The organism is Microbacterium sp. Marseille-Q6648 (genome assembly GCF_943181415.1).
GTDB lineage: Bacteria > Actinomycetota > Actinomycetes > Actinomycetales > Microbacteriaceae > Microbacterium.
The window spans coordinates 602627-628732 of sequence record NZ_CALPBZ010000001.1; the positions used below are offsets into that span (position 1 = coordinate 602627).

The following is a 26106-nucleotide window of genomic DNA, read 5'->3' on the forward strand; positions in this document are numbered from 1 at the left end:
CCCTAGTGGCCGTGCCCCGCCCGCTGGACGTCGTTGGCGTGGGCACGCGCGTAGGCATCGGCCTTGTGCGAGTGGCGGTTGGCCACGTTGCGGTACGAGACGGTGACCAGCGCAAGCGCCCCGAACACGACGAGGGCGACGGCGCCGTACCAGAAGGTCTCGAGCGCGACGTTGCCGTGGTGCTCGGCCTCTTCCGCGGCGAGGGCGATCATCGTGGCGAAGGTCATTCGTACTCCGTTCCGTCCGCCCCGGACACGGGGCGGATCCAGTTTATGCCGTCAGGCCCGGACCTGCCCGGCGCCGCGCGCGAGCCACTTGGTGCTGGTGAGCTCGGCGAGCCCCATGGGACCGCGAGCGTGGAGCTTCTGGGTGGAGATCCCCACTTCGGCACCGAAGCCGAACTCTCCCCCGTCGGTGAAGCGCGTGGAGGCGTTGACCGCGACGACTGCGGAGTCCACCTCGGCGAGGAAGCGCTGGGCGCTGGCGTCGTCTCGGGTGATGATGGCCTCGGTGTGATGGGTGGAGTACTGCCGGATGTGGTCGAGGGCCTCATCCAGGTCGTCCACGACGCGCATCGCCAGATCGAGACCGAGGTACTCGGTCGACCAGTCGTCTGCTGTGGCGGGGACGGTCCCGGCGGCGATCGCCGCGACCGCGGCGTCGCCGTGAACCGTCACACCCTGAGCCTGCAGCGCCTCCACCACAGGACCGACGAGCCGGTCTGCTGCCTCGCGGTGCACGAGGACCGTCTCCACCGCGTTGCACACGCTCGGCCGCTGGACCTTGGCGTTGACGACGATGTCGGTCGCCCAGTCTACAGGCGCCGTCGCATCGAGCAGGATGTGCACGACGCCCGCGCCGGTCTCGATCACCGGCACCTGCGACTCGGTGACCACCGTCTCGATGAGCTGGGCGCTGCCCCGGGGAACCAGGACGTCCACGATTCCGCGCGCCCGCATGAGCTCGCGGGCGCCCTCGCGGCCGAACTCGTCGACGCTCTGCACGGCTTCGGGGTCGATTCCGCAGTCCGCCAGCGCTCCGCGGATCGCCGTCACGAGCGCGGCGTTCGTGCGCTCTGCCGCCGAACCGCCGCGCAGCACCACCGCGTTGCCGGAACGCAGAGCGAGGGCGGCGATGTCGACGGTCACATTCGGACGCGCCTCGTAGATGGAGCCCACCACGCCGAACGGGACAGAGATCTTGGTCAGACGCAGCCCGTTGTCCAGCACCCGCTCGTCCAGCACGCGACCGACCGGGTCGGGCAGTGCGGCGATGTCGCGGACCGCGCCGGCCAGTGCGCGCACTCGCGGCGCGTCCAGGCGCAGGCGATCACGAAGGGCGACGGACAGACCGGTCGCCTCGCCGCGCCGCAGGTCGTCGACGTTCGCGGCCACGATCCGGTCGGTCGCCGCTTCGATACCGGCCGCGATCGCCTCGAGCGCCAGGCGCTTGGCATCGTCGGAGAGCAGAGCGATCGATCGCGACGCGTCCTTGGCCCGCAGCATCCGCTCTCGGGCGCTCGTGAGGGTCGTGGTCATCGGGCCAGTGTACCGACGCCGGTGCGGACGGGCCCGGTGAGCGCGGGCGCCGCGGGCTCGGGGTTCGGCTGGAACCAGGTGCCGATCTCGCCGCCTTCCAGCGCCTCGGAGACCAGATCCGCGCTCGTGACGAGGACCCCCACTCCGGCCGCCGTCGCCAGGCGCGCCGCCGACACCTTGGTGGCCGCTCCCCCGGTGCCGACCGAGTTGACCACGACCGAGCCGAACTCGTACCCGTGGAGGTCGTCACCGTAGGCGACGCGGTGGATCGGCTCTGCGCCCGGCTGACCGGGCGGGCGGGTGTACAGGCACTCGATGTCGCTGAGCAGGACGAGGGCGTCCGCCCCGATGAGCTCGGCCACCAGGGCGGCCAGGCGGTCGTTGTCGCCGAAGCGGATCTCGTGGGTGGCCACGGTGTCGTTCTCGTTGACGATCGGAAGGATGCGAAGGCCCAGCAGACGCTCCATCGCGCGTCGCGCGTTCGAACGGTGCGTCGCGTTCTCGAGGTCGCCGGCGGTGAGCAGCACCTGCCCGGCCACGATGCGGAACGGCCGCAGGGCCTCCTGATAACGGTAGATGAGGACGTTCTGCCCGACGGCCGCTGCCGCCTGCTGAGTGGCGAGATCGGCGGGACGGGCGTCGAGAGACAGGAAAGGCATCCCGGTGGCGATCGCGCCGGACGAGACCAGAACGACCTCGATGCCCCGGCCGTGGGCGCTGGAGAGCGCCTCGACGATGGGCTGGATCTTGGCGGAGTTCTCGCCGCTGATCGACGACGACCCCACCTTCACCACGATGCGGCGTGCGGCGGCGATGTCGCCGCGCTCGCGTGCGCTCACCCTTCCTCCTCGTCGTCCCGTCCGCGCTGCGCGAGGCGCTCTGCCTCCAGTTCCGCGCGGGCCTGCGCTTTGGCGTCCATCATGTCGTGGTAGCGCTCACGGCGCTGCGACGTCGTGCGACGGGGGTTCATGTCCAGGCGCGGATCCGTTCCGCGCGGAGCGGTCATGAGCTCCGCCACCGAGCTGAGCGCCGGCTGCCAGTCGAACACGACTCCGTCGCCTTCACCGATGACGACCGTCGAGCCCGGCTGCGCGCCGGATCGGAGCAGCTCGTCCTCGACGCCGAGCTTCTCGAGGCGGTCGGCGAGATAGCCCACCGCCTCTTCGTTCTGGAAGTCGGTCTGCTGAACCCACCGCACCGGCTTCTCGCCGAGCACCCGGTAGATGTTGCCGTACGTGCCGCCTTCGACACGTACGGTGAACTCGCGAACCGACCCCTTCGGGCGGATGACGATCCGCTCGGGAGCCGGCGTCGCCGCGGCCGCCGCGCGATGCTCTTCCACGATCCCGCCCAACGCGAAGGTGAGCTGTCGCAGGCCCTCGTGGCTGACGGTGGAGATCTCGAACACCCGGAAGCCTCGCGCCTCGAGGTCGGGCCGGACCAGGTCGGCCAGTTCCTTGGCCTCGGGGACGTCGACCTTGTTCAGCGCCACGAGCTGCGGCCGCTCGAGGAGCGGTGTCTGTCCGTCCGGCACGGGGTAGGCGGCGAGTTCCGCCAGGATGACCTCGAGGTCGGTGAGCGGGTCGCGGCCCGGATCCAGCGTCGCGCAGTCGAGCACATGCACCAGCGCGGTGCAGCGCTCGACGTGCCGCAGGAACTCCAGCCCGAGGCCCCGTCCTTCGCTGGCGCCCTCGATGAGGCCAGGCACGTCGGCGACTGTGAAGCGCACGTCCCCGGCCTGCACCACACCGAGGTTGGGGTGCAGCGTCGTGAACGGGTACTCGGCGATCTTGGGCCGGGCCGCCGAGACCGCGGCGATGAGGCTGCTCTTGCCCGCGGAGGGGAATCCCACCAGGGCCACGTCGGCGACGGTCTTCAGCTCGAGGTGGACGTCGCCCTCCCAGCCGGGCGTGCCCAGCAGGGCGAACCCGGGAGCCTTCCGCTTCGGCGACGACAGCGCGGCGTTTCCGAGGCCACCGAGGCCACCCGGGGCGACGACGACGCGCATCCCGGGGTCGATCATGTCGGCGAGGACGGATCCGTCGTCGTCCTTCACCACGGTCCCGACCGGTACGGGCAGCTCGAGCGACTCGCCTGCCGCGCCCGAGCGATGGTCCCCCATGCCGAAACCACCGTTGCCCGCGGTGCGATGCGGCGAGTGGTGGTACGACAGAAGCGTGGTGACCTGCGGGTCGGCGACGAGCACGACGTCCCCGCCGTGACCGCCGTTGCCGCCGTCGGGTCCGGCCAGCGGCTTGAACTTCTCGCGACGGACCGACACGCAGCCGTTTCCGCCCTTGCCGGCGCGCAGATGCAGTGTCACGCGATCGACGAACGTGACCATGCGCTCCCCCTCGGGTCGGTGTGGATATGTGTACGAGTGCAGGGAGGGGGCGAGCCGAAGCCCGCCCCCTCCCGAGGTGTGTGGACCGAGCGGATTACTCCGCGGCCGCCACGATGTTGACGACCTTGCGGCCACCCTTCTGACCGAACTCGACCGCTCCGGCCGACAGGGCGAACAGGGTGTCGTCGCCACCGCGGCCGACGTTGGCGCCGGGGTGGAAGTGCGTGCCGCGCTGGCGGACGATGATCTCGCCGGCGAGAACCTGCTGACCGCCGAAGCGCTTCACGCCGAGGCGCTGAGCGTTGGAGTCACGACCGTTACGGGTGGAGCTTGCGCCCTTTTTGTGTGCCATCTCTGCGTCTCCTGTGGCTTACTTGATGCCGGTGACCTTGACGCGCGTGAGGTCCTGACGGTGCCCCTGGCGCTTCTTGTAACCGGTCTTGTTCTTGAACTTCTGGATCACGATCTTCGGGCCGCGCTCCTCGCCGAGGACCTCGGCGGTGACGGTCACCTTGGCGAGCTTGTCGGCGTCGGTCGTGACGGCGTCGCCGTCGACGAGCAGGACGGCGGGCAGCTCGATGTTGTCGCCGATCTTGGCGGCCTGGCGATCCAGGACGACGATCGTGCCGACCTCGACCTTCTCCTGACGGCCGCCGGCGCGCACTACTGCGTAAACCACTTCACACCTGTTTTTCTTCTGGGAGCGCACGCGCTCGGATGTCAGACAAAGACGCGGTGCGGATTTCTCGACGCACCAAAGGGATACTTTACCGGATGCCGCGACCACAGGCAAAAGCCGCGGGCCGCGTGTCCGGCCCTGCCCTTAGGATCGGCCCGTGGCGATTCTGATCGACGACCCTCGCTGGCCCGCGCACGGCCGATTGTGGGCTCACCTGGTCAGCGATTCCGACCTCGGAGAACTGCACGCGTTCGCCGCGGCCCACGGCATTCCTCGCCGCGGCTTCGACCTCGACCACTACGACGTCCCCGAGGACGCGCACGCGCGTCTCGTCGCCGCGGGAGCGCAGCACGTCACCGGCCACGAGCTGGTCCGCCGGCTCATCGCCTCGGGGCTGCGGGTCCGCGCGCGGGACCGCCGCTGAGCTCGCGCCCAGCGGCGGTGAGGATCAGCCCTCGTCCGGCGTGTGGGCGACCGGAGTGCCCGTCAGCGCGGCCGTGGTCACGCGGCGTCGACCGCGTCCCTGGCCGGGCGCCTTCGGCTCGGGAAGCGCGTTGAGCACCGAGTCGAGCAGAAGGTCGGCCTCCGTCTTCGGAGCGCGCGAGCCGGCATCCTGTCGCTTCTTGCGCTTCTTCGGACGCTCGGCGCTCCGCGGCTCCTCGGCCGGCTCGGCCGCCGCCTCGGGTACGGGGGCGACCTCCGCCGCAGGAACCTCGTCGTGATGGTGGATCGTCGAGGCCGCGATCTGGGCGAGCGCGGACTTCACGCCCTCGGTGATCACGTGGGTGCCGCCGCCGTTTCCGTTGCCGTTGGACGGCGCGGGGCTCCCGCCACCGCGGGGGCGACGACCAGAAGGCGCCGAACCGCCGCTGGAGCGGTGCTTGACCACGGGATCGTGGTGCACGATGACGCCGCGGCCGGCGCACACGTCGCAGGCCTCGCTGAAGGTCTCCAGCAGGCCCAGTCCCAGCTTCTTGCGTGTCATCTGCACGAGTCCGAGCGAGGTGACCTCGGCGACCTGGTGCTTGGTGCGGTCGCGGCTGAGGCACTCGACGAGACGCCGCAGGACGAGATCGCGATTGGACTCCAGGACCATGTCGATGAAGTCGACGACGATGATGCCGCCGATGTCCCGCAGCCGCAGCTGACGGACGATCTCCTCGGCCGCCTCGAGGTTGTTCTTGGTGACGGTCTCTTCGAGGTTTCCGCCGGAACCGACGAACTTGCCCGTGTTGACGTCGATGACCGTCATCGCCTCGGTCCGGTCGATGACCAGCGATCCGCCGGACGGCAGCCAGACCTTGCGGTCGAGGGCCTTCTCGATCTGCTCGGTGATGCGGAACTCGTCGAACGGATCGTGGTCGCCCTCGTAGGCCTGGACACGCTCGAGAAGATCCGGCGCGACGGACTCGAGGTACTTCGAGATCGTGTGGTGCGCGTCCTCGCCCTGGATGAGCATCCTCGTGAAGTCCTCGTTGAAGACATCACGCACGATCTTCACGAGAAGATCCGGCTCGGAGTGCAGGAGCGCAGGTGCCTGGATGCTCTCGACCTGAGTGCCGATGTGCTCCCACTGGGTGGTGAGGCGCTGGACGTCGCGCGTCAGCTGCTCCTCGGTCGCGCCCTCGGCCGCCGTGCGGACGATGACGCCGCTGGACTCCGGGAGCACCTCCTTGAGGATCTTCTTCAGGCGTGCTCGTTCGGTGTCGGGAAGCTTGCGGGAGATGCCGTTCATGGCGCCTCCGGGCACGTAGACCAGGTACCGCCCGGGCAACGAGATCTGGCTCGTCAGGCGCGCGCCCTTGTGTCCGACCGGATCCTTCGTCACCTGCACGAGCACCTTGTCGCCGCTCTTGAGGGCGAGCTCGATGCGTCGCGGCTGGTTGCCGGTCTCGACGGCGTCCCAGTCCACCTCGCCCGAGTACAGGACGGCGTTGCGTCCGCGTCCGATGTCGACGAACGCCGCCTCCATGCTGGGCAGGACGTTCTGCACGCGGCCGAGGTAGACGTTGCCGATCAGCGACGCGTCCTGGCTGCGGGCGACGTAGTGCTCGACGAGGACGTTGTCTTCGAGGACGGCGATCTGCACGCGGCCGTTCTTCGAGCGGACGACCATCTCGCGGTCGACGGCCTCGCGGCGCGCGAGGAACTCGGCCTCGGTCACCACCGCCCGGCGACGCCCGGCCTCGCGGCCGTCGCGACGTCGCTGCTTCTTCGCCTCCAGGCGTGTCGAGCCCTTGATGCGCTGCGGCTCGGTGATCAGTTCGACGGCGCGCTTGCGCGGCTCGCGCTCAACGGCCTCGGGGGTCTCGTCGCCGCCGGATCCGCCGCGGCGGCGACCGCGTCGGCGGGAGCTCGACCCGCTCCCGGCCGCGCCGGACTGCGGCTCGTCGTCCTGCGCGCGATCCTGTCCGCGGTCCTGGCCCCGGTCCTGGCCCGGACGCGCGGGCAGCGGCGTGATCTCGGGGGCGTAGAACACGAGCTGCGTGGACACCGCCGACACGAACGTCTCGGGAAGCAGTCCCAAGCTCACCGCGGTGGGCGAGCCGGACTCAGGGGCGGGTTCCGCGTCCGTCGGCTCGGCGTGCGCGGGGATCGCCGTGGACGGCTCCGATGCGGTCGCCTCAGTGGAAGCGGGCTCGGCAGGGGCCGGCTCAGCGGCAGCCGGCTCAGCAGCGGCCTGCTCAGCAGCGGCCTGCTCAGCGGCAGTCAGCTCGGCGGCGGCCTGCTCCGAGGGTGCGTCCGTCGAGCTCTCGTCGGAGGGTGCGTCCGTGAGGCTCGCCTCGGGCTCAGCGGTCTCGCCGTCTGCCGCGGCCGTTTCAGGAGCGGCGGGGGCGGCGTCCGTGTCGGCGACGCCCGGCTCCGTCCCGACGTCGGCGGCAACCGCCGGCGCCTCGCCAGCAGCGGCGATCAGGTCGGATCCCCCGCTCGTCGGGGATTCCCCGGGGGCCGCCGAAGCGGCATCCGTCATCGGTTCCGGCGTCGCCTCAGCGTCGTGGTTGTGGTCTCGGTCGGTTGTCTCATCGGCCATCACTGGCTTACTCCTTGCGGGCGCACCGCGCGTCGCCCGGCGAAATCTCGTGCGGCGCCGCACCTGCGGTGCCGCGAACTCACTCGGTGTGGAGGCGATCCCGGCGCGTGTCGCGGGGATGCTCCCTGCAAGGGCGGTCGTCGCCCTGAAGTCTTCGGTGATGCGGTGGCGGCGCGGCCGCGACCGATCAGCCCCCATTATCGCACTATCCCGCCCGAATTGCGTGCCGACGCGTCCCCTCGCCCGTCCGGATCGCGTGATCGGGGCGAAAACACCCGCTCCGCCCGCACGCAGCCCGTCATCTCGGCGAGGTCACGTGATCCGGACGACACACACGGGCGGGAAGCCAGTCGGGAGTCGGCAGGAGGGGCACAGCACGCGATGCCATAATCCGAGGCATGCCGAACGCCCGCACGCACACCCGCCCCGCAGCGCTCGCCGTCTGGCTGATCATCGCGGGGGCCGTGGGCTGGTGGGCGGCGTTCTCGCTGACCATGGAGCGCTTCCACCTCCTGCAGGATCCGGACGCGATCGCGTCGTGCGACTTCAGCGTCCTCGTCCAGTGCACGAAGAACCTCGAGGCGTGGCAGGGCAGCGTGTTCGGCTTCCCCAACCCGGTGATCGGGCTGGCGGGGTGGGTGGCACCCATCGTGGTCGGGATGGCGATCCTCGCCGGCGCTCGATTCGCCCGCTGGTTCTGGTGGCTGTTCGCCGCCGGGATGACGTTCGCCTTCGGCTTCGTGCTCTGGCTCATCAGCCAGAGCATCTACGTGCTGGGCACGCTCTGTCCGTGGTGCATGGTGACCTGGGCGGTGACGATTCCGACGTTCTACGCGGTCCTGCTGCACCTCGTGAGGTCGGGACTGGTCCCGGCGCCCGCGCCGATCCGGCGGGGCGCCGAGACGCTCATGGGGTGGATGCCGCTGCTGGCGGTCATCTCCTACGCGATCGTCGCCGTGCTCGCACAGCTGCAGCTGGACGTCCTGGGCTCGCTGTTCTGACCGACGACGGCCCGAAGATCAGCCGAACCAGATCTGAAGCTCTCGGGCTGCGGATTCGGGGCTGTCGGAGCCGTGGACGAGATTCTGCTGAACCTTCAGCCCCCAGTCCCTGCCGAGGTCGCCGCGGATCGTCCCGGGAGCGGCCGTGGTCGGGTCGGTCGTGCCGGCGAGAGAGCGGAACCCCTCGATCACACGGTTGCCCGCGAGGCGGATCGCCACCGACGGGCCCGACATCATGAACTCCACCAGCGGCTCGTAGAACGGCTTGCCGGCGTGCTCGGCGTAATGCTGCTCCAGACGGGCGCGATCGGGTTCCACCAGGCGCAGGTCGACGAGCGAGTAGCCCTTCGCCTCGACGCGGGCGAGGATCGCCCCGGTCAGTCCTCGGGCGACCCCGTCGGGCTTGATGAGGACGAGGGTCTCTTCGGTGGCCATGTCAGTCTCCGTTCGGCTGGTCTGCGGCGAGCCCGGCATTGCGCCGGTCGAGCGCGCCTCCCTTGATCGTCGCATACGCGTACATGCCCCCGAAAATGAGGGCGACCAGCAGCAGGGCCGGCACGAGCAGCCCGCCGAGGGCGACGATCACCTGAAGCACCCAGCCGACGGCGATCCCCCACGGGTACCGCACCAGGCGGCCGGTGACGATCATCAGCGCCGCGAGCACCACTCCCCCGACGATGCCCCACCAGGGCTCGATGCCCTCGGGCAGGGCACGCAGGCCGTAGACGGTCATGCCGCCGAGGAAGACGATCACCGACTCGAAGGCCAGCACGATGGACGCCAGCGACTCCCGGGCTCCGCGACGGCGACGCGGGAGGCGTTCGGCCGGGGCGGTCACGACGTCCACCCCGCCTTCCAGTCCTCGGATTCGGCGAGCGACAGGGCTTCGCCGGCCAGGACCACCGATCCGGCGATGACGACGGCCCGGCGATCGGATGCCGCAGCCCACGCGCGCGCCTCATCCGCGGCATCCGCAAGAGAGGTGTGCACGGTGACCCGGCCGCCGCGGGCCTCCACGAGGTCGGCGAGGAGTTCCGCGTCGGCCGCGCGGTCCGAGTCGGGCACGGTGGCGAACACGTGCGTCGCGACAGGGGCGAGGGCGTCCACGATCCCGGCTGCGTCCTTGTCTCCGAGGACCCCGAGCACCACGCCCCACTCGTCGAAGTCGAAGGATTCCCGCAGCGCGACGACGAGGGCGCGGGCACCGTGCGGATTGTGCGCGGCATCCACCAGGACGGTGGGGGCGGCGCCCACGAGCTGAAGCCGGCCGGGCGAGGTCGCCTGACCGAGCCCCTCTGCCAGCACGTCGCCGGCGATCGGACGCTGAGCACCCAGGAGCGACTCGACGGCGGCGATCGCCAGCGCCGCGTTGAAACCCTGGTGTCCGCCGTACACCGGCAGGTACTCGTCGGCGTACGAGCCCCCGAGTCCCTGCACGGTGATCAGCTGACCACCCACGGCGAGCCGCTGCTCCGCAAGCCGGAAATCCTCGCCCTCGAAGGCGATGGTGGCGCCGTGTCGCGCCGCCGCGTCCCTGAGCACCTGCGCGGCGGCGGCGTCCTGACGTGCCGAGACGACGGCTGCTCCGTCTTTGATGATGCCCGCCTTCACGCCGGCGATCTCGGTGATCGTGGATCCGAGCCGGTCGACGTGGTCGATGTCGATCGGCGCGAAGACGGCCACATCGCCGTCCGCGGTGTTGGTGGAGTCCCACGCACCGCCCATGCCCACCTCGAGCACGAGAACGTCGATCGGAGCATCGGCGAACGCGACGAACGCCAGGACGGTGAGCAGCTCGAAGAAGGTGAGCGCGGCGTCCCCGGCGGCTGCCAGCTCCGCGTCGACCAGGTCGACGAACGGCGCGATCTCATCCCACGCGTCGGCGATCCCGGCATCCGAGATCGGCTCGCCGTCGATCATGACGCGTTCGGTGAACCGCTCCAGGTGGGGGCTGGTGAACAGCCCGGTGCGCAGACCGTGCGCCCGCACCAGGCTCTCGATGATGCGGCTGGTCGAGGTCTTGCCGTTGGTCCCCGTGACGTGGATGACGCGATACGTCCGCTGCGGGTCGTCGAGCAGCTCCAGCAGACGACGCGTGCGCTCCACGCGCGGCTGCACCCAGCGCTCCCCCTGGCGCTCGAGCAGGGCCTCGTACACGCGGTCGGCGCGCGCCCGATCGTCGCTCATCGGGCAGCCTCCGTCGCGCGCTCGACGGTCACGGTGAAGGCGCCCTGGTTCGCGAACGCTCCGGCGGAGAAGGTCGCGGCGTGCCCCGGGGTGGCGTCCGGCCGCGCCCCGACGACGACGGCGTGCGTGGTGGCGAGCGTCTCGCCCGCCACGTCGGCGACGTCGAAGGCCGACGAGACCGCGGCCGCGTCGGCCTGGTCGTCGAAGCGCAGCTCCAGGCGGATGCGATCGCTGACGTCGAATCCGGCGGCCTTCCGGGTGTCCTGAACGGCTCGGATGACATCGCGTGCGAGACCCTCGGCTTCGAGCTCGGACGTGGTGGCGGTGTCCAGCAGGACGAAGCCGCCGCCGGGCAGGAGCGCGAGCGCCTCCCCCTCGGGTCGGCCCGTCGTCTCGAGCACGAGGTCGTACTCGCCCGGTTCCAGCGGGATGCCGCCTGCGGTCACCACCCCGTCGGCCTCCGACCACTCGCCGCTCTTCGCAGCGCGGATCGCCACCTGCACCTGCTTGCCGAGCCGGGGACCCGCCGCGCGGGCGTTCACCGACAGCCGGTGGCTGATGCCGTACTGCGCCGCCGTGCCCGGCCCCTGGTCCACCAGCTCCACCGCCTTGACGTTCAGCTCGTCGCGGAGGATGTCATCGAACTGGGCGAGGGATGCTGCTGCGGGCCGCACCACGGTGAGCCGCGCGAGGGGCAGACGAACCCGCTTGCCCTCTTTCTTGCGCAGCGCGTTGGCGACGCTGGAGACCTCGCGGACAGCATCCATCGCCGAACGGATGTCGTCGGCGGCAGGGAACGCGGCGGCGTCGGGCCAGTCGGCGAGGTGCACGCTGCGCCCGCCGGTCAACCCCTGCCACACCCGCTCCGAGACCAGCGGCAGCAGCGGAGCCGCCACCCGCGTCAGCGTCTCGAGCACGGTGTAGAGCGTGTCGAACGCCTCGCGGCTGGCGGGGTCGTCCGACACCCCCACCCAGAACCGGTCGCGGGAACGGCGGATGAACCAGTTGGTCAGCGCCTCGGCGAAGTCGCGCAGCTTCGCCGCGGCCATCGTCGAATCCAGGCCCTCGAGGTCTTCGGCGACGCCGCGGACGAGATCGCCCAGCAGCGCCAGGATGTACCGGTCGAGCACGTTCGTCGAGTCGGTGCGCCACGTCGCCGCATAGCCCGAACCGTCCGGCCCGCCCGCGGCGTTGGCGTACGTGGCGAAGAAGTACCACGCGTTCCACAGCGGGAGCATGAATTCGCGGACGCCCGCGCGGATCCCGTCCTCGGTGACGACAAGGTTGCCGCCGCGAAGGACCGACGACGACATGAGGAACCATCGCATCGCGTCGGATCCGTCGCGGTCGAACACTTCGCTCACATCGGGGTAGTTGCGCAGCGACTTCGACATCTTCTGGCCGTCGCTGCCGAGGACGATGCCGTGGCAGGACACACCGGTGAACGCCGGCCGGTCGAACAGCGCCGTCGACAGGACGTGCATCACGTAGAACCAGCCGCGCGTCTGGCCGATGTACTCCACGATGAAATCCGCCGGAGCGTGGGTGTCGAACCACTCGCGGTTCTCGAACGGATAGTGGACCTGTGCGTAGGGCATCGAGGCGGAGTCGAACCACACGTCGAGCACGTCCTCGATGCGGCGCATCGTGCTCGTGCCGGTCGGGTCGTCGGGGTTGGGGCGGGTGAGCCCGTCGATGAACGGGCGGTGCAGGTCGACCTGACCGGCCTCGTCGACGGGCAGACGTCCGAAGTCGCGCTCGAGCTCTTCGAGGGAGCCGTACACGTCCACTCGCGGGTACGCGGGGTCGTCGCTCTTCCACACCGGGATCGGCGACCCCCAGTAGCGGTTGCGGCTGATCGACCAGTCCCGCGCGCCCTCGAGCCACTTGCCGAACTGTCCGTGCTTGACGTTGTCGGGAACCCAGGTGATCTGCTCGTTGTTCTCGAGCAGCCGGTCCTTGAGGTCGGTCACGCGCACGAACCAGCTCGAGACCGCCTTGTAGATGAGCGGATTCCGGCAGCGCCAGCAGTGCGGATACGAGTGGTCGTAACTGGCCAGCCGCAGCAGCCGCCCGTTCTGCCGGAGCAGTCGGATGAGCGGCGTGTTCGCGTCCATCCACAGCTGACCGGCGACGTCGGCGACCTGCGGGAGGAAGCGGCCGCCGTCGTCGAGACTCATGATGAGCGGGATGCCGGCCGCTTCGGTGATCCGCTGGTCGTCCTCGCCGTATGCGGGAGCCTGATGCACGATGCCCGTCCCGTCCGCCGTCGAGACATAGTCGTCGACGAGGATCCGCCATGCGTCGCGCGTCCCCCAGACATCGGCATCCGCGTAGTAATCGAACAGGCGGTCGTACGACACGTCGGCCAGCTCCGACCCCAGGACCGTCTGCACGACGGCCTCACGAGCCGCCTCGGCCGAGTCGTAGCCCAGATCCTTCGCGTAGCCGGCCAGGAGCTCCTCGGCCAGCAGGTACCGGTGCGCGTACGCTTCGGCCGGCTCGTCGGCGTGGCCGTCGGGGGCGTGGTGCACGTCGGCCGCGCCGGCGGGACCGCCGGGGACCACCACGTAGCGGATGTCGGGACCGACGGCCAGCGCGAGGTTGGTCGGCAGGGTCCAGGGCGTCGTCGTCCACGCCAGCGCCCGCACACCGGTCAGCCCGAGCGCCTCGGCCTTGAGCCCGACGAGCGGGAAGGTGACGGTGACGGACGGGTCCTGCCGCATCTTGTAGACGTCGTCGTCCATGCGCAGCTCGTGGCTCGACAGCGGCGTCTCGTCGCGCCAGCAATACGGCAGAACGCGATGACCCTCATAGGCCAGACCCTTGTCGTGCAGAGACTTGAAGGCCCACAGCACCGACTCCATGTACGTGGTGTCGAGGGTCTTGTACCCCCGTTCGAAGTCGACCCAGCGGGCCTGCCGGGTGACGTAGTCCTCCCACTCCCGGGTGTACTCCAACACCGACGCGCGGGCCTTCGCGTTGAAGGTGGCCACGCCCATGCGCTCGATCTCGTCCTTCTCGGTGATCCCGAGCTGCTTCATCGCCTCGAGCTCGGCAGGGAGCCCGTGGGTGTCCCAGCCGAACACGCGGTCGACCTTCTTGCCGCGCATCGTCTGGAACCGGGGGAAGACGTCCTTCGCGTACCCGGTGAGCAGATGACCGTAATGGGGCAGGCCGTTGGCGAACGGCGGGCCGTCGTAGAAGACCCACTCGGGTGAGCCCTCGCGCTGGGCGATCGAGGCGCGGAAGGTGTCGTCGGCCTCCCAGAACGCCAGAGTGTCGCTCTCGATGGCGGGGAACCGGGGGCTCGGCACGACGGAGTCGGCCGCGGGGCCGAACGAGGACTTCGGGTAGGTCATGTCACTCCAGCAGGTTGCGATGCTTCCTGCGAGGACGACTCTTCGAAGCCGCGGTACCACCCCGCATTGACCCTCCCGCACCCTGATGCCGCCGGCAGCGCCATCTCGAGAAGCAGGAGTGCCCTCTCTCACTGCGGCTGTGACGGGCCTGCCCCGCTCGGTTCTAGTGGTCGAGGGTGTCGGCCCCGATGTTCTTCCGAGTGCTCCCCGGTGATGGCCGGATCGATGCGTGTGCGTCGATTCTAACGCCCCGGCGGATAGAATCGACCGTCACCCACACTCAGGCACGCTCACACAGTGCCGCACATATCGCGCGAGGAGAACCCATGGCCGCCATTCCCGACAAGCCGGCGCTCGAAGGCCTGGAGGCCGCATGGGACGCGCGCTGGAACGAGCAGGGCACGTACCTCTTCGACCGTGACCGCGCACGCCAGGTCGGGCGCAACGGCATCTACTCGGTCGACACGCCGCCGCCGACCGCTTCGGGGAGTCTCCACATCGGACACGTGTTCAGCTACACCCACACCGATGTGAAGGTCCGCTTCGAGCGGATGCGCGGCAAGACCGTCTTCTACCCGATGGGATGGGACGACAACGGGCTGCCGACCGAGCGCCGCGTGCAGAACTACTACGGCGTCCGCTGCGACCCGGCGCTCCCCTACGACCCCGATTTCGCTCCCCCGTACGAGGGCGGCGACAACAAGAGCAGCCGCGCGGCTGATCAGATCCCGATCAGCCGCCGCAACTTCATCGAGCTGTGCGAGCGCCTGACCGTCGAGGACGAGAAGCACTTCGAGAACCTGTGGCGGTCCCTGGGCCTCAGCGTCGACTGGACGCAGACGTACCGGACGATCTCGGACGACACCATGCGCAGCAGCCAGCAGGCCTTCCTGCGCAACCTCGAGCGCGGCGAGGCGTACCAGGCGCTCGCGCCCACCCTGTGGGACATCGACTTCCGCTCGGCGATCGCGCAGGCCGAGCTCGAGGATCGCGAGCAGCCGGCGGCGTACCACCGCGTGTCGTTCGCCTTCTCGGACGGCTCCGGCGACATCCAGATCGAGACGACCCGTCCCGAGCTCCTCCCCGCTTGCGTCGCTCTGGTCGCCCATCCCGACGACGAGCGGTACCGCGCCCACTTCGGCTCGACCGTGCGCACGCCGCTGTTCGACGTCGAGGTGCCCATCCTGGCCCACCCCCTGGCCCAGCAGGACAAGGGATCCGGCATCGCGATGATCTGCACCTTCGGCGATGTGACCGACATCATCTGGTGGCGTGAGCTCGACCTTCCCAACCGCACGATCCTGGGTCAGGACGGCCGCGTGATGCCCGAGGCCCCCGACGTGATCGTCTCCGAGCGCGGTCGCCAGGCCTACGCCCAGCTTGCGGGGAAGACGGTCTTCAGCGCGAAGAAGCAGATCGTCGAGCTGCTGCGCGACTCTGGGGATCTGATCGGCGAGCCCCGTTCCTTCACCCACCCTGTGAAGTTCTACGAGAAGGGCGATCGGCCGCTCGAGATCGTGTCGACCCGCCAGTGGTACGTCCGCAACGGCGCGCGGGACGAGCAGCTCCGCGAGCGGCTGATCGGTCTCGGTCGTGAGATGCGATGGTTCCCCGACTTCATGCGGGTCCGATTCGAGAACTGGACCAACGGCCTCACCGGCGACTGGCTGGTCTCGCGTCAGCGGTTCTTCGGGGTGCCGATTCCCGTCTGGTACGGCCTCGACGCCGACGGGGAACGGGACTACGACCGAGTAATCGTGCCCGATGCCGCGCAGCTTCCGGTGGATCCCACCACGGGCGTTCCGCCCGGTTTCAGCGCGGACCAGCGCGGCGTCCCCGGCGGGTTCGAGGGCGAGAGCGACATCTTCGACACCTGGGCGACCTCTTCGCTCACTCCGCAGCTGGCGGGCGGATGGCAGCGCGACGAGGAACTGTGGCAGCTGGTGTCACCCTTCGACCTGCGCCCGCAGGGTCAGGACATCATCCGCACGTGGCTCTTCTCGACGATGCTGCGCAGCGCCCTGGAGGATGCTCGCGCGCCGTGGCGGGATGCCGCCATCTCCGGCTTCATCGTCGACCCCGACCGCAAGAAGATGTCGAAGTCCAAAGGCAACGTCGTCACGCCCGCGGACATCCTGACCCAGCACGGTTCGGACGCTGTCCGCTACTGGGCGGCGTCGAGCCGCCTCGGAACCGACGCCGCGTTCGATCCGCAGAACCCGACGCAGATCAAGATCGGCCGGCGCCTGGCGATCAAGGTGCTGAACGCCGCCAAGTTCGTCTTGTCGTTCCCCGCCGCCGACGCCGCCGAAGTGACCCATCCTCTCGATGCGTCCATGCTCGCGACGCTCGACGGCGTCGTCCGTGAGGCCACGAAGGCCATGGAAGGCTACGACCACGCGCGGGCGCTCGAAGTCACCGAGTCGTTCTTCTGGACGTTCTGCGACGACTACCTCGAGCTGGTGAAGGAGCGCGCCTACGACCAGGCCGATCCGGGACAGGCATCCGCCGCCCTCGCGCTCCGCAGCGCGATGTCGACCATGCTCCGGCTGTTCGCCCCCGTGCTCGCGTTCGCGTCCGAGGAAGCCTGGTCGTGGTTCAACGACGGCTCGATCCACTCGTCCGCGTGGCCCGAGCCGCTGGGTATCGACGGAGACGCCGCCATCCTCTCCACCGCGAGCGAAGCGCTCATCGGCGTCCGCCGCGCCAAGACCGAGGCCAAGGCATCGCAGAAGACCCCCGTCGCCGCGCTCACGCTGCGCGCGGACGACCGCAGGATCGAGGCCCTGCGTCTGGCCGTCGACGATCTCAAGGCGGTCGGCCGGATCGCGTCACTGGAGCTCGTGCCGGGCGGTGACGGCCTCGCCGTCGACCACATCGAACTCGCACCACAGGAGGTCTGACATGCAACTCGGAACCCGATGGACGTCCGGAGACGAACCGCCGCGCGCGGTGCCGGACAGCCTTGCTCGCGGCATCCGCGATGTGGACTCCGTCATCCCCGGCGACCAGCTGGGGCAGCCGCGCCCGCGCTGGACGCTCACCTGGCTCGAGGGCAAGCCCATCGCCGAGCTGGACAGCGGCGTGCTGGTGTCACTCGACGACGACGGCAACGCGGTCGTCTCGCACGTCGGGGACGAGTCCCCGCTCAGCTGACGGTCGCCGGCGCGGTGGCCCCGTGCTCCGTCTGCTGCGACGCCTGAAGCAGCAGACGGGCGGCGACGACGACGGCTGTCAACGTCACGATCGCGGCGATCAGGTAGGGCAGCCGAAGATCCGTGCGGGCGACGAGCCCGCCCAGGAGTGTCGCGAAGGGGAAGACACCCCACGTGACGGTGCGGATCGTCCCGAGCACGCGACCGAACATCTGCGGCGGCACGAGGGCCTGGCGCAGCGACGCCCACGGAACGTTCCAGCACGACACCGCGCAGGCCATCACCGCGTACGAGACGATTCCCGCGGCGATTCCGGGCGCCGCCCACACCCCTGCGAGGCCGATCGCCGCGACGACGTTGGCGCCGAGCATGACCGGGCCACGGCCGAAGCGCGCCACCAGCCGCGGGGCGATGAGCGACCCGCCGAGCGCGCCCAGACCGATTCCGGCCGTGACCAGTCCGATCGCAGCCGGCGCCACCGCGAGCTCGTCGAGGAAGTACAGCACGGTGGGCGCCTGCGCGAAGGCGAACGCCGAGCCGACGACCGCGGTGAAGCCCACGAGCGAGCGCAGGAATCGGTGGCGGCGGAGATAGTCCAGTGCCTCCCGGGTGGTCGGCTGTCGTTCCCGATCGCCCCGCGCGCCGCCGTCAGCACCCAGGTGAGCCTGCAGCGCCCGTGACGCGCTCAGTGGCAGCAGCACAGCCAGGACGACCGGCACGAGGTATCCGCCGGCCCCGACCCACAGCGGAAGGGCGAGCGAGACGGCGAAGAGCACGCCCCCGATCGGCGTCGCGATGAAGCTGTCGATCGTCACCTGTGCGGCCTGCATCCACCCGTTGGCCCGGTCCAGCGAGCGGCGCTCCACGATCGCGGGCACGATCGCATTCGTGGCGTTGTCGAAGAGCGTTTCGCCCAGACCGAAGACCAGGACCGCCAGGAACAGCCACCAGATCGTCAAGGTGCCGCTGACGGTCAGAACGGCGAGCACCAGAGCCACACCCGCGCGCAGGACGTTGGCGACCGCCATCATCCGGCGCCGATCGAACCGGTCCACGAGCATGCCCGCGGGAAGGCCGAACACGAGCCAGGGGACGAACGCGAGCGCCCCGATGGCGGCGATGGCGACCGGATCCCGCGTCAACGTCGTCGCGATCAGCGGGACCGCGGTACGGCCGATGCCGTCTGCGAGGTTGCTGAAGGCGGCGGCGGTCCAGAGCTTGCGGAAGTCGCGGCCGAGCGGCGATCGCACCGTGTCGTCTCGGACCGTGCCGGAGGCGACCGCTCCGGTCATCGTGGAAGCATCCCGAGGGCACCGAGCGCCTGCGCGCGACGCCGTGCGTCGTCGGCGCGCTCCCACGCGGGGGCGGCGTCGATCGCGTCCACTCGGCGGACGATGCGGGCGGCGACGAGCCGGTCGATTCCGGATGCCGCCCGCAGGAGCATCCGATCGAGCGAGGTCGTGCCGAGGACGGTGTGGGTTGCGGTGAGCGTGCTCATGACGCGTCTCCTAGTTGGGGAAGGGGGAAGACGTCCGCGCGGATGGTGACGGGGCGGACGTCTTCCCCCGTCTGGTCGCGATACCGGTCGACGGTCTCGTCGATGATCGCCATGATGCGGTGCGTGAGCTCGTTGCTCTGCTCGGGCGTGAGCCGCGCGGTCGCGGTGGACACCATGCTGCCCTCGTGCCAGTCGCCGCCCTCCTCGGCCATACCCGAGCGCAGGAACCGCATCAACTGCTCCTGTCGATTGCGCAGGAACTCGCTCATGATCAACTGCGTGGCGGAGCGGCCGGCGGGCGTCTTCATGGCCTCGGGGTTCGCGAACGACACCCCGCCCACGGGCCGCTCCCACCAGCGCTCCCGAGCGGTGCCGCGCCCCTCGACCTCCCTGATGAGATCGTGCTTGGCGAGCGCCCGCAGGTGGTAGCTGGTCGAGCCGCTTGACTCTCCCAACCGCTCTGCGAGGGAACTGGCCGTCTGCGGTCCGTACTGGCTGAGGATGTCGTAGATCTGCACGCGCAGTGGGTGCGCCAGAGCGCGCAGAGCGCCGGTATCGAGCACGCGGTCGCCACGGTGACGCTCTTCCACGCGGGCGATCGCGTCGTGCACGTCAGCGGCGGCGCCTCGTTCTTCGCTCATGGTCACAGAGTATTACTGCAAAGGGACCTTTGCAAGCATTCCTTTGCAATATTTTCTCTGCATGCCGGCCTCATTGGCGGAGTCGGCCCCATAGGCTGGCTCGCATGCTCGACGACAACCCCCTTCTCACTCCGTCACCCCTTCCCTATCTCCTGCCGGACTACCCCGCGATCCGCGCCCATCACTACCTACCGGCCTTCGAGCGCGCGTTCGCAGAGCAGACCGCCGAGGTGGCCGCGATCGTCGGTTCACCGGACCCTGCGGACTTCGAGAACACCATCGAGGCGCTCGAGCGCAGCGGGCGGCTTCTCGGCGATGTCGCGCGGACCTTCTACACGGTGTCTTCCGCAGACGCCACGACAGAGATCCAGGCGGTGGAGCAGGAACTCGCGCCGCTCATGTCCGCGCACCACGATTCGATCCAGCTCGACGCGGGGCTCTACGAGCGGGTGTCGGCGGTGCACGCGGCACGGGAGGATCTCGCGCTGACCCCCGAGCAGCGTTATCTCGTCGAGCGCCTCCACCGCGAGATGACTCAGGCCGGCGCGGGACTCGACGCGGAGGCGAAGGCTCGTCTCACCGAGATCAATCAGCGTCTGTCAACGCTGACGACCGCGTTCGAGAAGAACCTCCTGGCCGACACCAATGACCTGGCGGTGGTGTTCGAGGATGCGACCGAACTGGAGGGCCTCGGCGAAGGCGAGTTGTCCGCAGCGTCGCGAGCGGCCGCAGACCGAGGTCTGGACGGGGCATTCGTGGTCACGCTGACCCTGTTCACCGGTCACCCCTACCTCGCGTCGCTGAGGCGGCGCGAAAGCCGCCGCCGGATCCTCGACGCCTCACGAGCACGGGGAGCCCGCGGCAACGAGCATGACAACCGCGACACACTGCGTGAGATCGTCCGGCTCCGCGCCGAGCGCGCCGCGCTGCTCGGACACGACTCGCACGCGGCCTACGTCACATCCGACCAGACGGCGGGATCCCCCGCGGCCGTCCACGATCTGCTGCGCCGGCTCGCGGCACCGGCGGCGGCGAATGCACATACCGAGCAGTCTGCCCTGCAGCGCATCATCGACGCCGAGGAGGAGCCCTTCGCCCTGGAAGCGCACGACTGGGCCTACTACACCGAGAAGGTGCGCGCCGCGGAGTACGACCTCGACCGGGCTGCTCTGCGCCCGTGGTTCGAGGCCGAGCGCGTGCTGCACGACGGCGTCTTCCGCGCTGCGACCGCACTGTACGGCGTCACGTTCAGCGAGCGGCCGGACCTGCCGGCGTATCACCCCGATGCCCGGGTGTTCGAGGTTCACGAAGCAGACGGATCCGCGCTGGGGCTCTTCATCCTCGACCTCTACACGCGGGACACCAAGCGCGGTGGCGCCTGGATGAACTCGATCGTGTCGCAGTCCCGCCTGCGCGGCACCAGTCCCGTCGTGGTCAACAACCTCAACGTCTCACGTCCCGGTCCCGGAAAACCGACCCTGCTCACGCTGGACGAGGTGACCACCCTCTTCCACGAGTTCGGCCACGCCCTGCACGGGCTCTTCGCCACCGTCACCTACCCCCACTTCGCCGGCACCAACGTCTTCCGCGACTTCGTCGAGTTCCCCAGTCAGGTCAATGAGATGTGGATCTTCTGGCCTGAGGTACTCGCGGCCTACGCCCGCCACGTCGAGACGGACGAGCCGCTCCCCGCGGACGTGGTCGACCGGCTCCACGCATCGGAGCGCTTCAACCAGGGCTTCGCCACCAGCGAGTACCTGGCTGCTGCATGGCTCGATCAGGTGTGGCACTCGCTCTCGGTCGAGGAGGCGTCGACCGACATCGACGTCACGGCATTCGAGGCTGCGGCACTGCGCGACATCGGCTTGGACAACCCTGCGGTCCCGACGCGGTACTCGTCGTCCTACTTCGCCCATGTCTTCTCCGGCGGGTACAGCGCCGGGTACTACTCGTACATCTGGAGCGAGGTGCTCGATGCGGACACGGTCGAGTGGTTCCGCGAGAACGGCGGACTCACCCGCGAGAACGGCGAGCGATTCCGTGAGCGGCTGCTCGGCGTGGGCGGATCGAAGGACCCCCTCGAGGCCTACCGCGACTTCCGCGGTCGCGATGCCGACATCGCCCCGCTGCTGGATCGCCGCGGGCTGAACGCCTGACGCCGGAGCGCCCGACGGCCTCCGGTCGTCGGGCGCTCCCGGCTGTCGCTCGCGGAGAGCGTCAGGCGCTCTTGCGCTTCTGGCGCAGGACCAGTGTGGGGGCTGCTCCGTCCTGCACCGCCGCGCGGGTGATGACCACCTTGTCGACATCATCGGTCGACGGGATCTCGAACATGATCGGCCCGAGCACGTCTTCGAGGATCGCGCGCAGGCCACGGGCGCCGGTCTTGCGTGCCACGGCGAGGTCGGCGATCGCTTCGAGCGCTTCGATGTCGAACTCCAGCGCCACGCCATCGAGCTCGAACATGCGCTGGTACTGCTTCACGAGGGCATTCTTGGGCTCGGTGAGGATCTCCATGAGCGCCGCGCGGTCCAGCGGCGAGACGGATGCGACGACGGGAAGGCGACCGATGAACTCCGGGATGAGGCCGAACTTGTGCAGGTCCTCGGGCTGAACCTCGCTGAAGAGGTTGAGGTCGTCGCCTTTGCTGTGCAGCGGTGCACCGAATCCGATGCCGTGCTTGCCCACGCGCGACGAGATGATGTCCTCGAGGCCGGCGAACGCTCCTGCGACGATGAACAGCACGTTCGTCGTGTCGATCTGGATGAACTCCTGATGCGGGTGCTTCCGGCCGCCCTGGGGCGGAACGGATGCGACGGTGCCTTCGAGGATCTTCAGCAGCGCCTGCTGCACGCCCTCGCCGGACACGTCGCGGGTGATCGACGGGTTCTCGGCCTTTCGGGCCACCTTGTCGACTTCGTCGATGTAGATGATGCCGGTCTCCGCGCGCTTGGTGTCGAAGTCCGCCGCCTGGAGCAGCTTGAGCAGGATGTTCTCGACGTCCTCACCCACGTAGCCGGCCTCGGTGAGTGCGGTGGCATCGGCGACCGCGAACGGGACGTTCAGCCGCTTCGCGAGCGTCTGAGCGAGGTAGGTCTTGCCGCAGCCGGTCGGTCCGAGCAGGAGGATGTTGCTCTTGGCGACCTCGATGTCGTCCGCCCGCTGTTCAGCGGTCTGCAGGGTGCCGTGGGCGCGGATCCGCTTGTAGTGGTTGTACACCGCCACCGACAGGGCCCGCTTGGCGTATTCCTGCCCGACGACGTACTCCTCGAGGAACGCGTAGATCTCACGGGGCTTGGGGAGATCGAACTCTGCGACCTCGCCGGTGGCGGACTCCGCCATGCGCTCTTCGATGATCTCGTTGCACAGCTCCACGCACTCGTCGCAGATGTAGACGCCGGGCCCCGCGATGAGCTGCTGGACCTGCTTCTGACTCTTGCCGCAGAAAGAGCACTTGAACAGGTCGGCGCTTTCACCGATGCGTGCCATTGCGCTCCTCCTTCTCCGCTCAGGGAGAGTGCTCCCCGAACCGTCCTCCGAGCCTAACCGGTGCCGCCGACAAGCGCGGGGATTGCGACGCGCCGTCGTCACACCCGCGTCGGATCCCGCCGGCTGCACGCCGAAGCCCCGCCCTGGAGTGCGTCCGGGGCGGGGCTTCGAGGATCGGCATCCGCTGCTACGAGGTCAACGCCGCCGGCACGCGCTTGCGCGTCGTGAGCACCTGGTCGACGAGGCCGTAGGTGACGGCCTCCTCGCCCGAGAGGATCTTGTCGCGGTCGATGTCCTTGTGGACCTCCTCGACGGACTTGTTCGAGTGCTTCGACAGCGTCGCCTCGAGCCACGTGCGCATGCGCATGATCTCCGCCGCCTGGATCTCGATGTCGGACGCCTGACCGTGACCCGCCTCGCCCATCGCGGGCTGGTGGATGAGCACGCGAGCGTTCGGCAGAGCCAGTCGCTTGCCCGGCGCGCCGGCCGCGAGGAGCACAGCGGCGGCGGAGGCCGCCTGTCCCAGCACGACCGTCTGGATCTGCGGCGAGATGTACTGCATCGTGTCGTAGATCGCCGTCATCGCGGTGAACGAGCCGCCGGGCGAGTTGATGTACATGATGATGTCGCGGTCGGGGTCCTGGCTCTCGAGAACCAGCAGCTGAGCCATGACATCGTCGGCGGATGCGTCGTCGACCTGCACGCCGAGGAAGATGACGCGGTCCTCGAACAGCTTGTTGTAGGGATCCTGACGCTTGTAGCCGTACGCCGTGCGCTCCTCGAACTGCGGGAGGATGTAGCGGCTTCCGGGCATCTGGACGCCCTGACCGGTCGACGGGCCGAAGGTGGGGGTGTGCATTCCGGGTTCTCTCTCTTTCGCCTTCGGATCGTCAGTTCGCGGTTCCGCCGCCGCCGATGACGTCGGTCGCGGATTCGCGGATGTGGTCGACGAAGCCGTATTCCAGGGCTTCCTGAGCGCTGAACCAGCGGTCCCGGTCACCGTCGGCGTTGATCTGCTCGACCGGCTTGCCGGTCTGCGACGCCGTGATCTCTGCGAGACGCCGCTTCATGTCGAGGATCAGCTGCGCCTGGGTCTGGATGTCGCTGGCGGTTCCACCGAACCCGCCGTGGGGCTGGTGCAGCAGCACACGCGCATTCGGCGTGATGTAGCGCTTGCCCTTCGTCCCGCTGGTCAGCAGCAGCTGTCCCATCGAGGCGGCCATCCCGATGCCGACGGTGACGATGTCGTTCGGCACGAACTGCATCGTGTCGTAGATCGCCATGCCGGCCGTGATCGAGCCACCCGGGGAGTTGATGTACAGGTAGATGTCCTTCTGCGAGTCCTCCGCGGCGAGAAGAAGGATCTTCGCGCAGATCTCGTTGGCGTTCTCGTCGCGCACCTCCGACCCGAGCCAGATGATGCGGTCTCTCAGCAGCTTGTCGAAGACGCTCGTCGCGACAAGGGGTTCTGCGGCCATGTGTGCTCCTGTTTCCTCGGCTTCGCATCGAATCTACCGGCGCGGCACGGACGACCCGCCCGTGTTCGCCCTCGGCAGATCGGATGCCGGATACGACGAAGGACGGATGCCGGAGCACCCGTCCCTCATCGGTGACTTTCGCGATTACTCGGCGTCGGCCTTCTCGGCCGGAGCCTTCTTCGCGGGCGCCTTCTTGGCCGGAGCCTTCTTCGCCGGAGCCTTCTTCGCCGGAGCCTCGTCGGCCGAGGAGTCATCGGCTGCGGCATCGGCGTCGTCGGCAGCTGCCGCCTTCTTCTTCGCGGGGGCCTTCTTGGCGGGGGCCTTCTTCGCGGGCTTCTCCTCGACGGCGTCGGCCTCGGCGGCGTCGGCTGCGTCATCGGACTCGTCCTCGACCGCGACGAATCCGGTCAGGTCGACGGCCTTGCCGTTGGTGTCGACGACGGTGACCTTGCCCAGGGCGACCGCGAGGGCCTTGTTCCGAGCGACCTCGCCGACCATCGCGGGAAGCTGGTTGTTCTCCTGGAGGGCGTTGACGAAGTCCTGCGGGGCCATGCCGTACTGCGCCGAGGACTGCACGAGGTACTGGGTGAGCTCCTCCTGCGAGACCTGGACCTGCACCTTCTCGGCGATGGCATCCAGCAGCATCTGCGTCTTGAACTGCTTCTCGCTGGCCTCGGCGACCTCCGCGCGGTGGACGTCGTCCTCGAGACGCCCCTCGCCCTCGAGGTGGTTGTGCACCTCGTCCTCGATCAGCTGGGCCGGGACGGGGATGTCGACCTGCTCGAGCAGCTGCTCGATGAGCTTGTCGCGCGCGGCCGAGCCCTGCGTGAAGACGCTCTGCTGCGAGACGCGCTCGGACAGGCTCTCGCGCAGCTCGGCGATGGTGTCGAACTCGCTCGCGATCTGCGCGAAGTCGTCGTCGGCCTCAGGGAGCTCACGCTCCTTCACCGCCTTGACGACGACCGCGACCTCAGCCTCCTCGCCGGCGTGGTCGCCGCCGACGAGCTTCGAACGGAACGTGGTCGCCTCACCCGCGGTCAGCGAGTCGATGGCCTCGTCGATGCCCTCGAGCAGCTCGCCGGAGCCGACCTCGTACGACACGCCCTCGGCGCGGTCGATCTCGGCACCGTCGATCGTCGCGACCAGGTCGAGCTCGACGAAGTCGCCGGAGGCCGCCGGACGGTCCACCGTCACGAGCGTGCCGAATCGCGCGCGCAGGCGGTCGAGCTCCTCGTCGATCGCAGCCTCGTCGACCTCGAGCGCCTCGACCTCGACGGTGGTGCCCTCGAACGCGGGGAGCTCGAACTCGGGGCGGACGTCCACCTCGACCTGGACCTCGAGGTCGCCCGAGAAGTCCTTCTCGTTCGGCCACTCGGTGACCTCGGCGTTGGGCCGGCCGAGCACGCGCAGCTCGTTGGCGGTGACCGCCTCACGATAGAAGGCGTCCAGTCCCTCGCTCACCGCGTGCTCCAGCACGGCCACGCGACCGATGCGCTGGTCGATGATCGGCGCGGGCACCTTGCCCTTGCGGAAGCCGGGGATCTGCACGTCCTGTGCGATGTGCTCGTACGCGTGGGTGATGCTCGGCTTCAGCTCTTCCGGGCTGACCGTGATGTGCAGCTTCACCCGGGTCGGGCTGAGCTTCTCGACGGTGCTGGTGACCATGCCTGTTCGTTCTCCTCGTCTGTTCCGCGCGCACGCGCGGT

Annotated in this window: 23 protein-coding genes; 5 read left to right on the plus strand and 18 right to left on the minus strand. The window is 69.3% G+C overall.

Going from position 1 to position 26106, the window contains the following annotated elements:
• Positions 1-2: 2 nt before the first annotated feature.
• From NFR93_RS02870 to rplU, 6 genes are all read right to left on the minus strand, one after another.
• On the minus strand, positions 3-227 hold the full coding sequence (locus NFR93_RS02870) for a hypothetical protein (protein ID WP_251449857.1): 225 nt from the start codon (positions 225-227) through the stop codon (positions 3-5).
• A gap of 51 nt (positions 228-278) precedes the next feature.
• A complete protein-coding gene (locus NFR93_RS02875; RefSeq protein WP_251449859.1) occupies positions 279-1538 on the minus strand; it encodes a glutamate-5-semialdehyde dehydrogenase in 1260 nt (419 codons plus the stop codon).
• Positions 1535-2377 (minus strand): glutamate 5-kinase, encoded by an 843-nt coding sequence (gene proB, locus NFR93_RS02880; RefSeq protein WP_251449861.1) that lies wholly within the window; start codon positions 2375-2377, stop codon positions 1535-1537. Before proB ends, NFR93_RS02875 begins: the two co-directional genes overlap by 4 nt.
• Positions 2374-3882 carry a GTPase ObgE gene (gene obgE, locus NFR93_RS02885; RefSeq protein WP_251449863.1) on the minus strand — a complete coding sequence of 503 codons (1509 nt, stop codon included), beginning with the start codon at positions 3880-3882 and terminating at the stop codon, positions 2374-2376. Before obgE ends, proB begins: the two co-directional genes overlap by 4 nt.
• Positions 3883-3976: 94 nt before the next feature.
• Positions 3977-4234 carry a 50S ribosomal protein L27 gene (rpmA, locus tag NFR93_RS02890; RefSeq protein ID WP_251449865.1) on the minus strand — a complete coding sequence of 86 codons (258 nt, stop codon included), beginning with the start codon at positions 4232-4234 and terminating at the stop codon, positions 3977-3979.
• Positions 4235-4252: 18 nt separating this feature from the next.
• Positions 4253-4561, minus strand: a complete 309-nt coding sequence (gene rplU / locus NFR93_RS02895) for a 50S ribosomal protein L21 (protein WP_251449867.1) — start codon at positions 4559-4561, stop codon at positions 4253-4255.
• 157 nt (positions 4562-4718) lie between these two features.
• Here rplU and NFR93_RS02900 point away from each other — a divergent pair, with 157 nt between their 5' ends.
• The gene (locus tag NFR93_RS02900; protein WP_251449869.1) at positions 4719-4985 is read left to right on the plus strand and encodes a DUF4031 domain-containing protein; all 267 of its coding nucleotides are present in this window, start codon (positions 4719-4721) and stop codon (positions 4983-4985) included.
• 24 nt (positions 4986-5009) lie between these two features.
• Here NFR93_RS02900 and NFR93_RS02905 read toward each other — a convergent pair whose 3' ends face one another.
• Complete coding sequence (locus tag NFR93_RS02905) at positions 5010-7592, minus strand: Rne/Rng family ribonuclease (protein ID WP_251449871.1); 2583 nt, start codon at positions 7590-7592, stop codon at positions 5010-5012.
• Between the two features lie 398 nt (positions 7593-7990).
• On the opposite strand from NFR93_RS02905, the gene NFR93_RS02910 reads away from it, so the two are divergent.
• Complete coding sequence (locus NFR93_RS02910) at positions 7991-8593, plus strand: vitamin K epoxide reductase family protein (protein ID WP_251449873.1); 603 nt, start codon at positions 7991-7993, stop codon at positions 8591-8593.
• A gap of 18 nt (positions 8594-8611) precedes the next feature.
• On the opposite strand, the gene ndk is transcribed toward NFR93_RS02910, so the two are convergent.
• Genes ndk through ileS form a run of 4 tightly spaced genes read right to left on the minus strand, consistent with a single transcriptional unit; the run spans position 8612 to position 14142 of the window.
• On the minus strand, positions 8612-9028 hold the full coding sequence (ndk, locus tag NFR93_RS02915; RefSeq protein WP_251449876.1) for a nucleoside-diphosphate kinase: 417 nt from the start codon (positions 9026-9028) through the stop codon (positions 8612-8614).
• Between the two features lies 1 nt (position 9029).
• Positions 9030-9440 carry a DUF4233 domain-containing protein gene (locus NFR93_RS02920; protein WP_251449878.1) on the minus strand — a complete coding sequence of 137 codons (411 nt, stop codon included), beginning with the start codon at positions 9438-9440 and terminating at the stop codon, positions 9030-9032.
• Entirely contained in the window at positions 9428-10780 is a 1353-nt protein-coding gene (locus NFR93_RS02925) for a bifunctional folylpolyglutamate synthase/dihydrofolate synthase (protein ID WP_251449880.1), read from the minus strand. Before NFR93_RS02925 ends, NFR93_RS02920 begins: the two co-directional genes overlap by 13 nt.
• The gene (ileS, locus tag NFR93_RS02930; protein WP_251449882.1) at positions 10777-14142 is read right to left on the minus strand and encodes an isoleucine--tRNA ligase; all 3366 of its coding nucleotides are present in this window, start codon (positions 14140-14142) and stop codon (positions 10777-10779) included. Before ileS ends, NFR93_RS02925 begins: the two co-directional genes overlap by 4 nt.
• A 326-nt stretch (positions 14143-14468) precedes the next feature.
• On the opposite strand from ileS, the gene valS reads away from it, so the two are divergent.
• Both valS and NFR93_RS02940 read left to right on the plus strand, forming a co-directional pair.
• Positions 14469-17045 (plus strand): valine--tRNA ligase, encoded by a 2577-nt coding sequence (gene valS, locus NFR93_RS02935; protein ID WP_251449883.1) that lies wholly within the window; start codon positions 14469-14471, stop codon positions 17043-17045.
• A gap of 1 nt (position 17046) precedes the next feature.
• Positions 17047-17298, plus strand: a complete 252-nt coding sequence (locus NFR93_RS02940) for a hypothetical protein (RefSeq protein ID WP_251449885.1) — start codon at positions 17047-17049, stop codon at positions 17296-17298.
• Here NFR93_RS02940 and NFR93_RS02945 read toward each other — a convergent pair.
• The 3 genes from NFR93_RS02945 to NFR93_RS02955 are packed head-to-tail and all read right to left on the minus strand — an operon-like array spanning position 17291 to position 19436.
• Positions 17291-18589 carry an MFS transporter gene (locus NFR93_RS02945; protein WP_251449887.1) on the minus strand — a complete coding sequence of 433 codons (1299 nt, stop codon included), beginning with the start codon at positions 18587-18589 and terminating at the stop codon, positions 17291-17293. The two genes, NFR93_RS02940 and NFR93_RS02945, sit on opposite strands and share 8 nt — an antisense overlap.
• The gene (locus NFR93_RS02950; protein WP_251449889.1) at positions 18586-18795 is read right to left on the minus strand and encodes a hypothetical protein; all 210 of its coding nucleotides are present in this window, start codon (positions 18793-18795) and stop codon (positions 18586-18588) included. Before NFR93_RS02950 ends, NFR93_RS02945 begins: the two co-directional genes overlap by 4 nt.
• Positions 18792-19436 carry an ArsR/SmtB family transcription factor gene (locus NFR93_RS02955; RefSeq protein ID WP_251449891.1) on the minus strand — a complete coding sequence of 215 codons (645 nt, stop codon included), beginning with the start codon at positions 19434-19436 and terminating at the stop codon, positions 18792-18794. The genes NFR93_RS02950 and NFR93_RS02955 overlap by 4 nt, the downstream gene beginning before the upstream one ends.
• A 104-nt stretch (positions 19437-19540) precedes the next feature.
• Between NFR93_RS02955 and NFR93_RS02960 the strand changes: the two genes are divergently transcribed.
• Entirely contained in the window at positions 19541-21592 is a 2052-nt protein-coding gene (locus NFR93_RS02960; RefSeq protein ID WP_251449892.1) for a M3 family metallopeptidase, read from the plus strand.
• A gap of 61 nt (positions 21593-21653) precedes the next feature.
• On the opposite strand, the gene clpX is transcribed toward NFR93_RS02960, so the two are convergent.
• The 4 genes from clpX to tig form a co-directional block, all read right to left on the minus strand.
• On the minus strand, positions 21654-22922 hold the full coding sequence (gene clpX, locus NFR93_RS02965) for an ATP-dependent Clp protease ATP-binding subunit ClpX (protein WP_251449893.1): 1269 nt from the start codon (positions 22920-22922) through the stop codon (positions 21654-21656).
• 187 nt (positions 22923-23109) lie between these two features.
• Positions 23110-23781: an ATP-dependent Clp protease proteolytic subunit gene (locus tag NFR93_RS02970; RefSeq protein ID WP_251449894.1), complete on the minus strand. Its 672-nt coding sequence runs from the start codon at positions 23779-23781 to the stop codon at positions 23110-23112.
• Between the two features lie 31 nt (positions 23782-23812).
• The gene (locus NFR93_RS02975) at positions 23813-24400 is read right to left on the minus strand and encodes an ATP-dependent Clp protease proteolytic subunit (protein WP_251449895.1); all 588 of its coding nucleotides are present in this window, start codon (positions 24398-24400) and stop codon (positions 23813-23815) included.
• 144 nt (positions 24401-24544) lie between these two features.
• The gene (gene tig / locus NFR93_RS02980) at positions 24545-26065 is read right to left on the minus strand and encodes a trigger factor (protein WP_251449897.1); all 1521 of its coding nucleotides are present in this window, start codon (positions 26063-26065) and stop codon (positions 24545-24547) included.
• Positions 26066-26106: the final 41 nt, after the last annotated feature.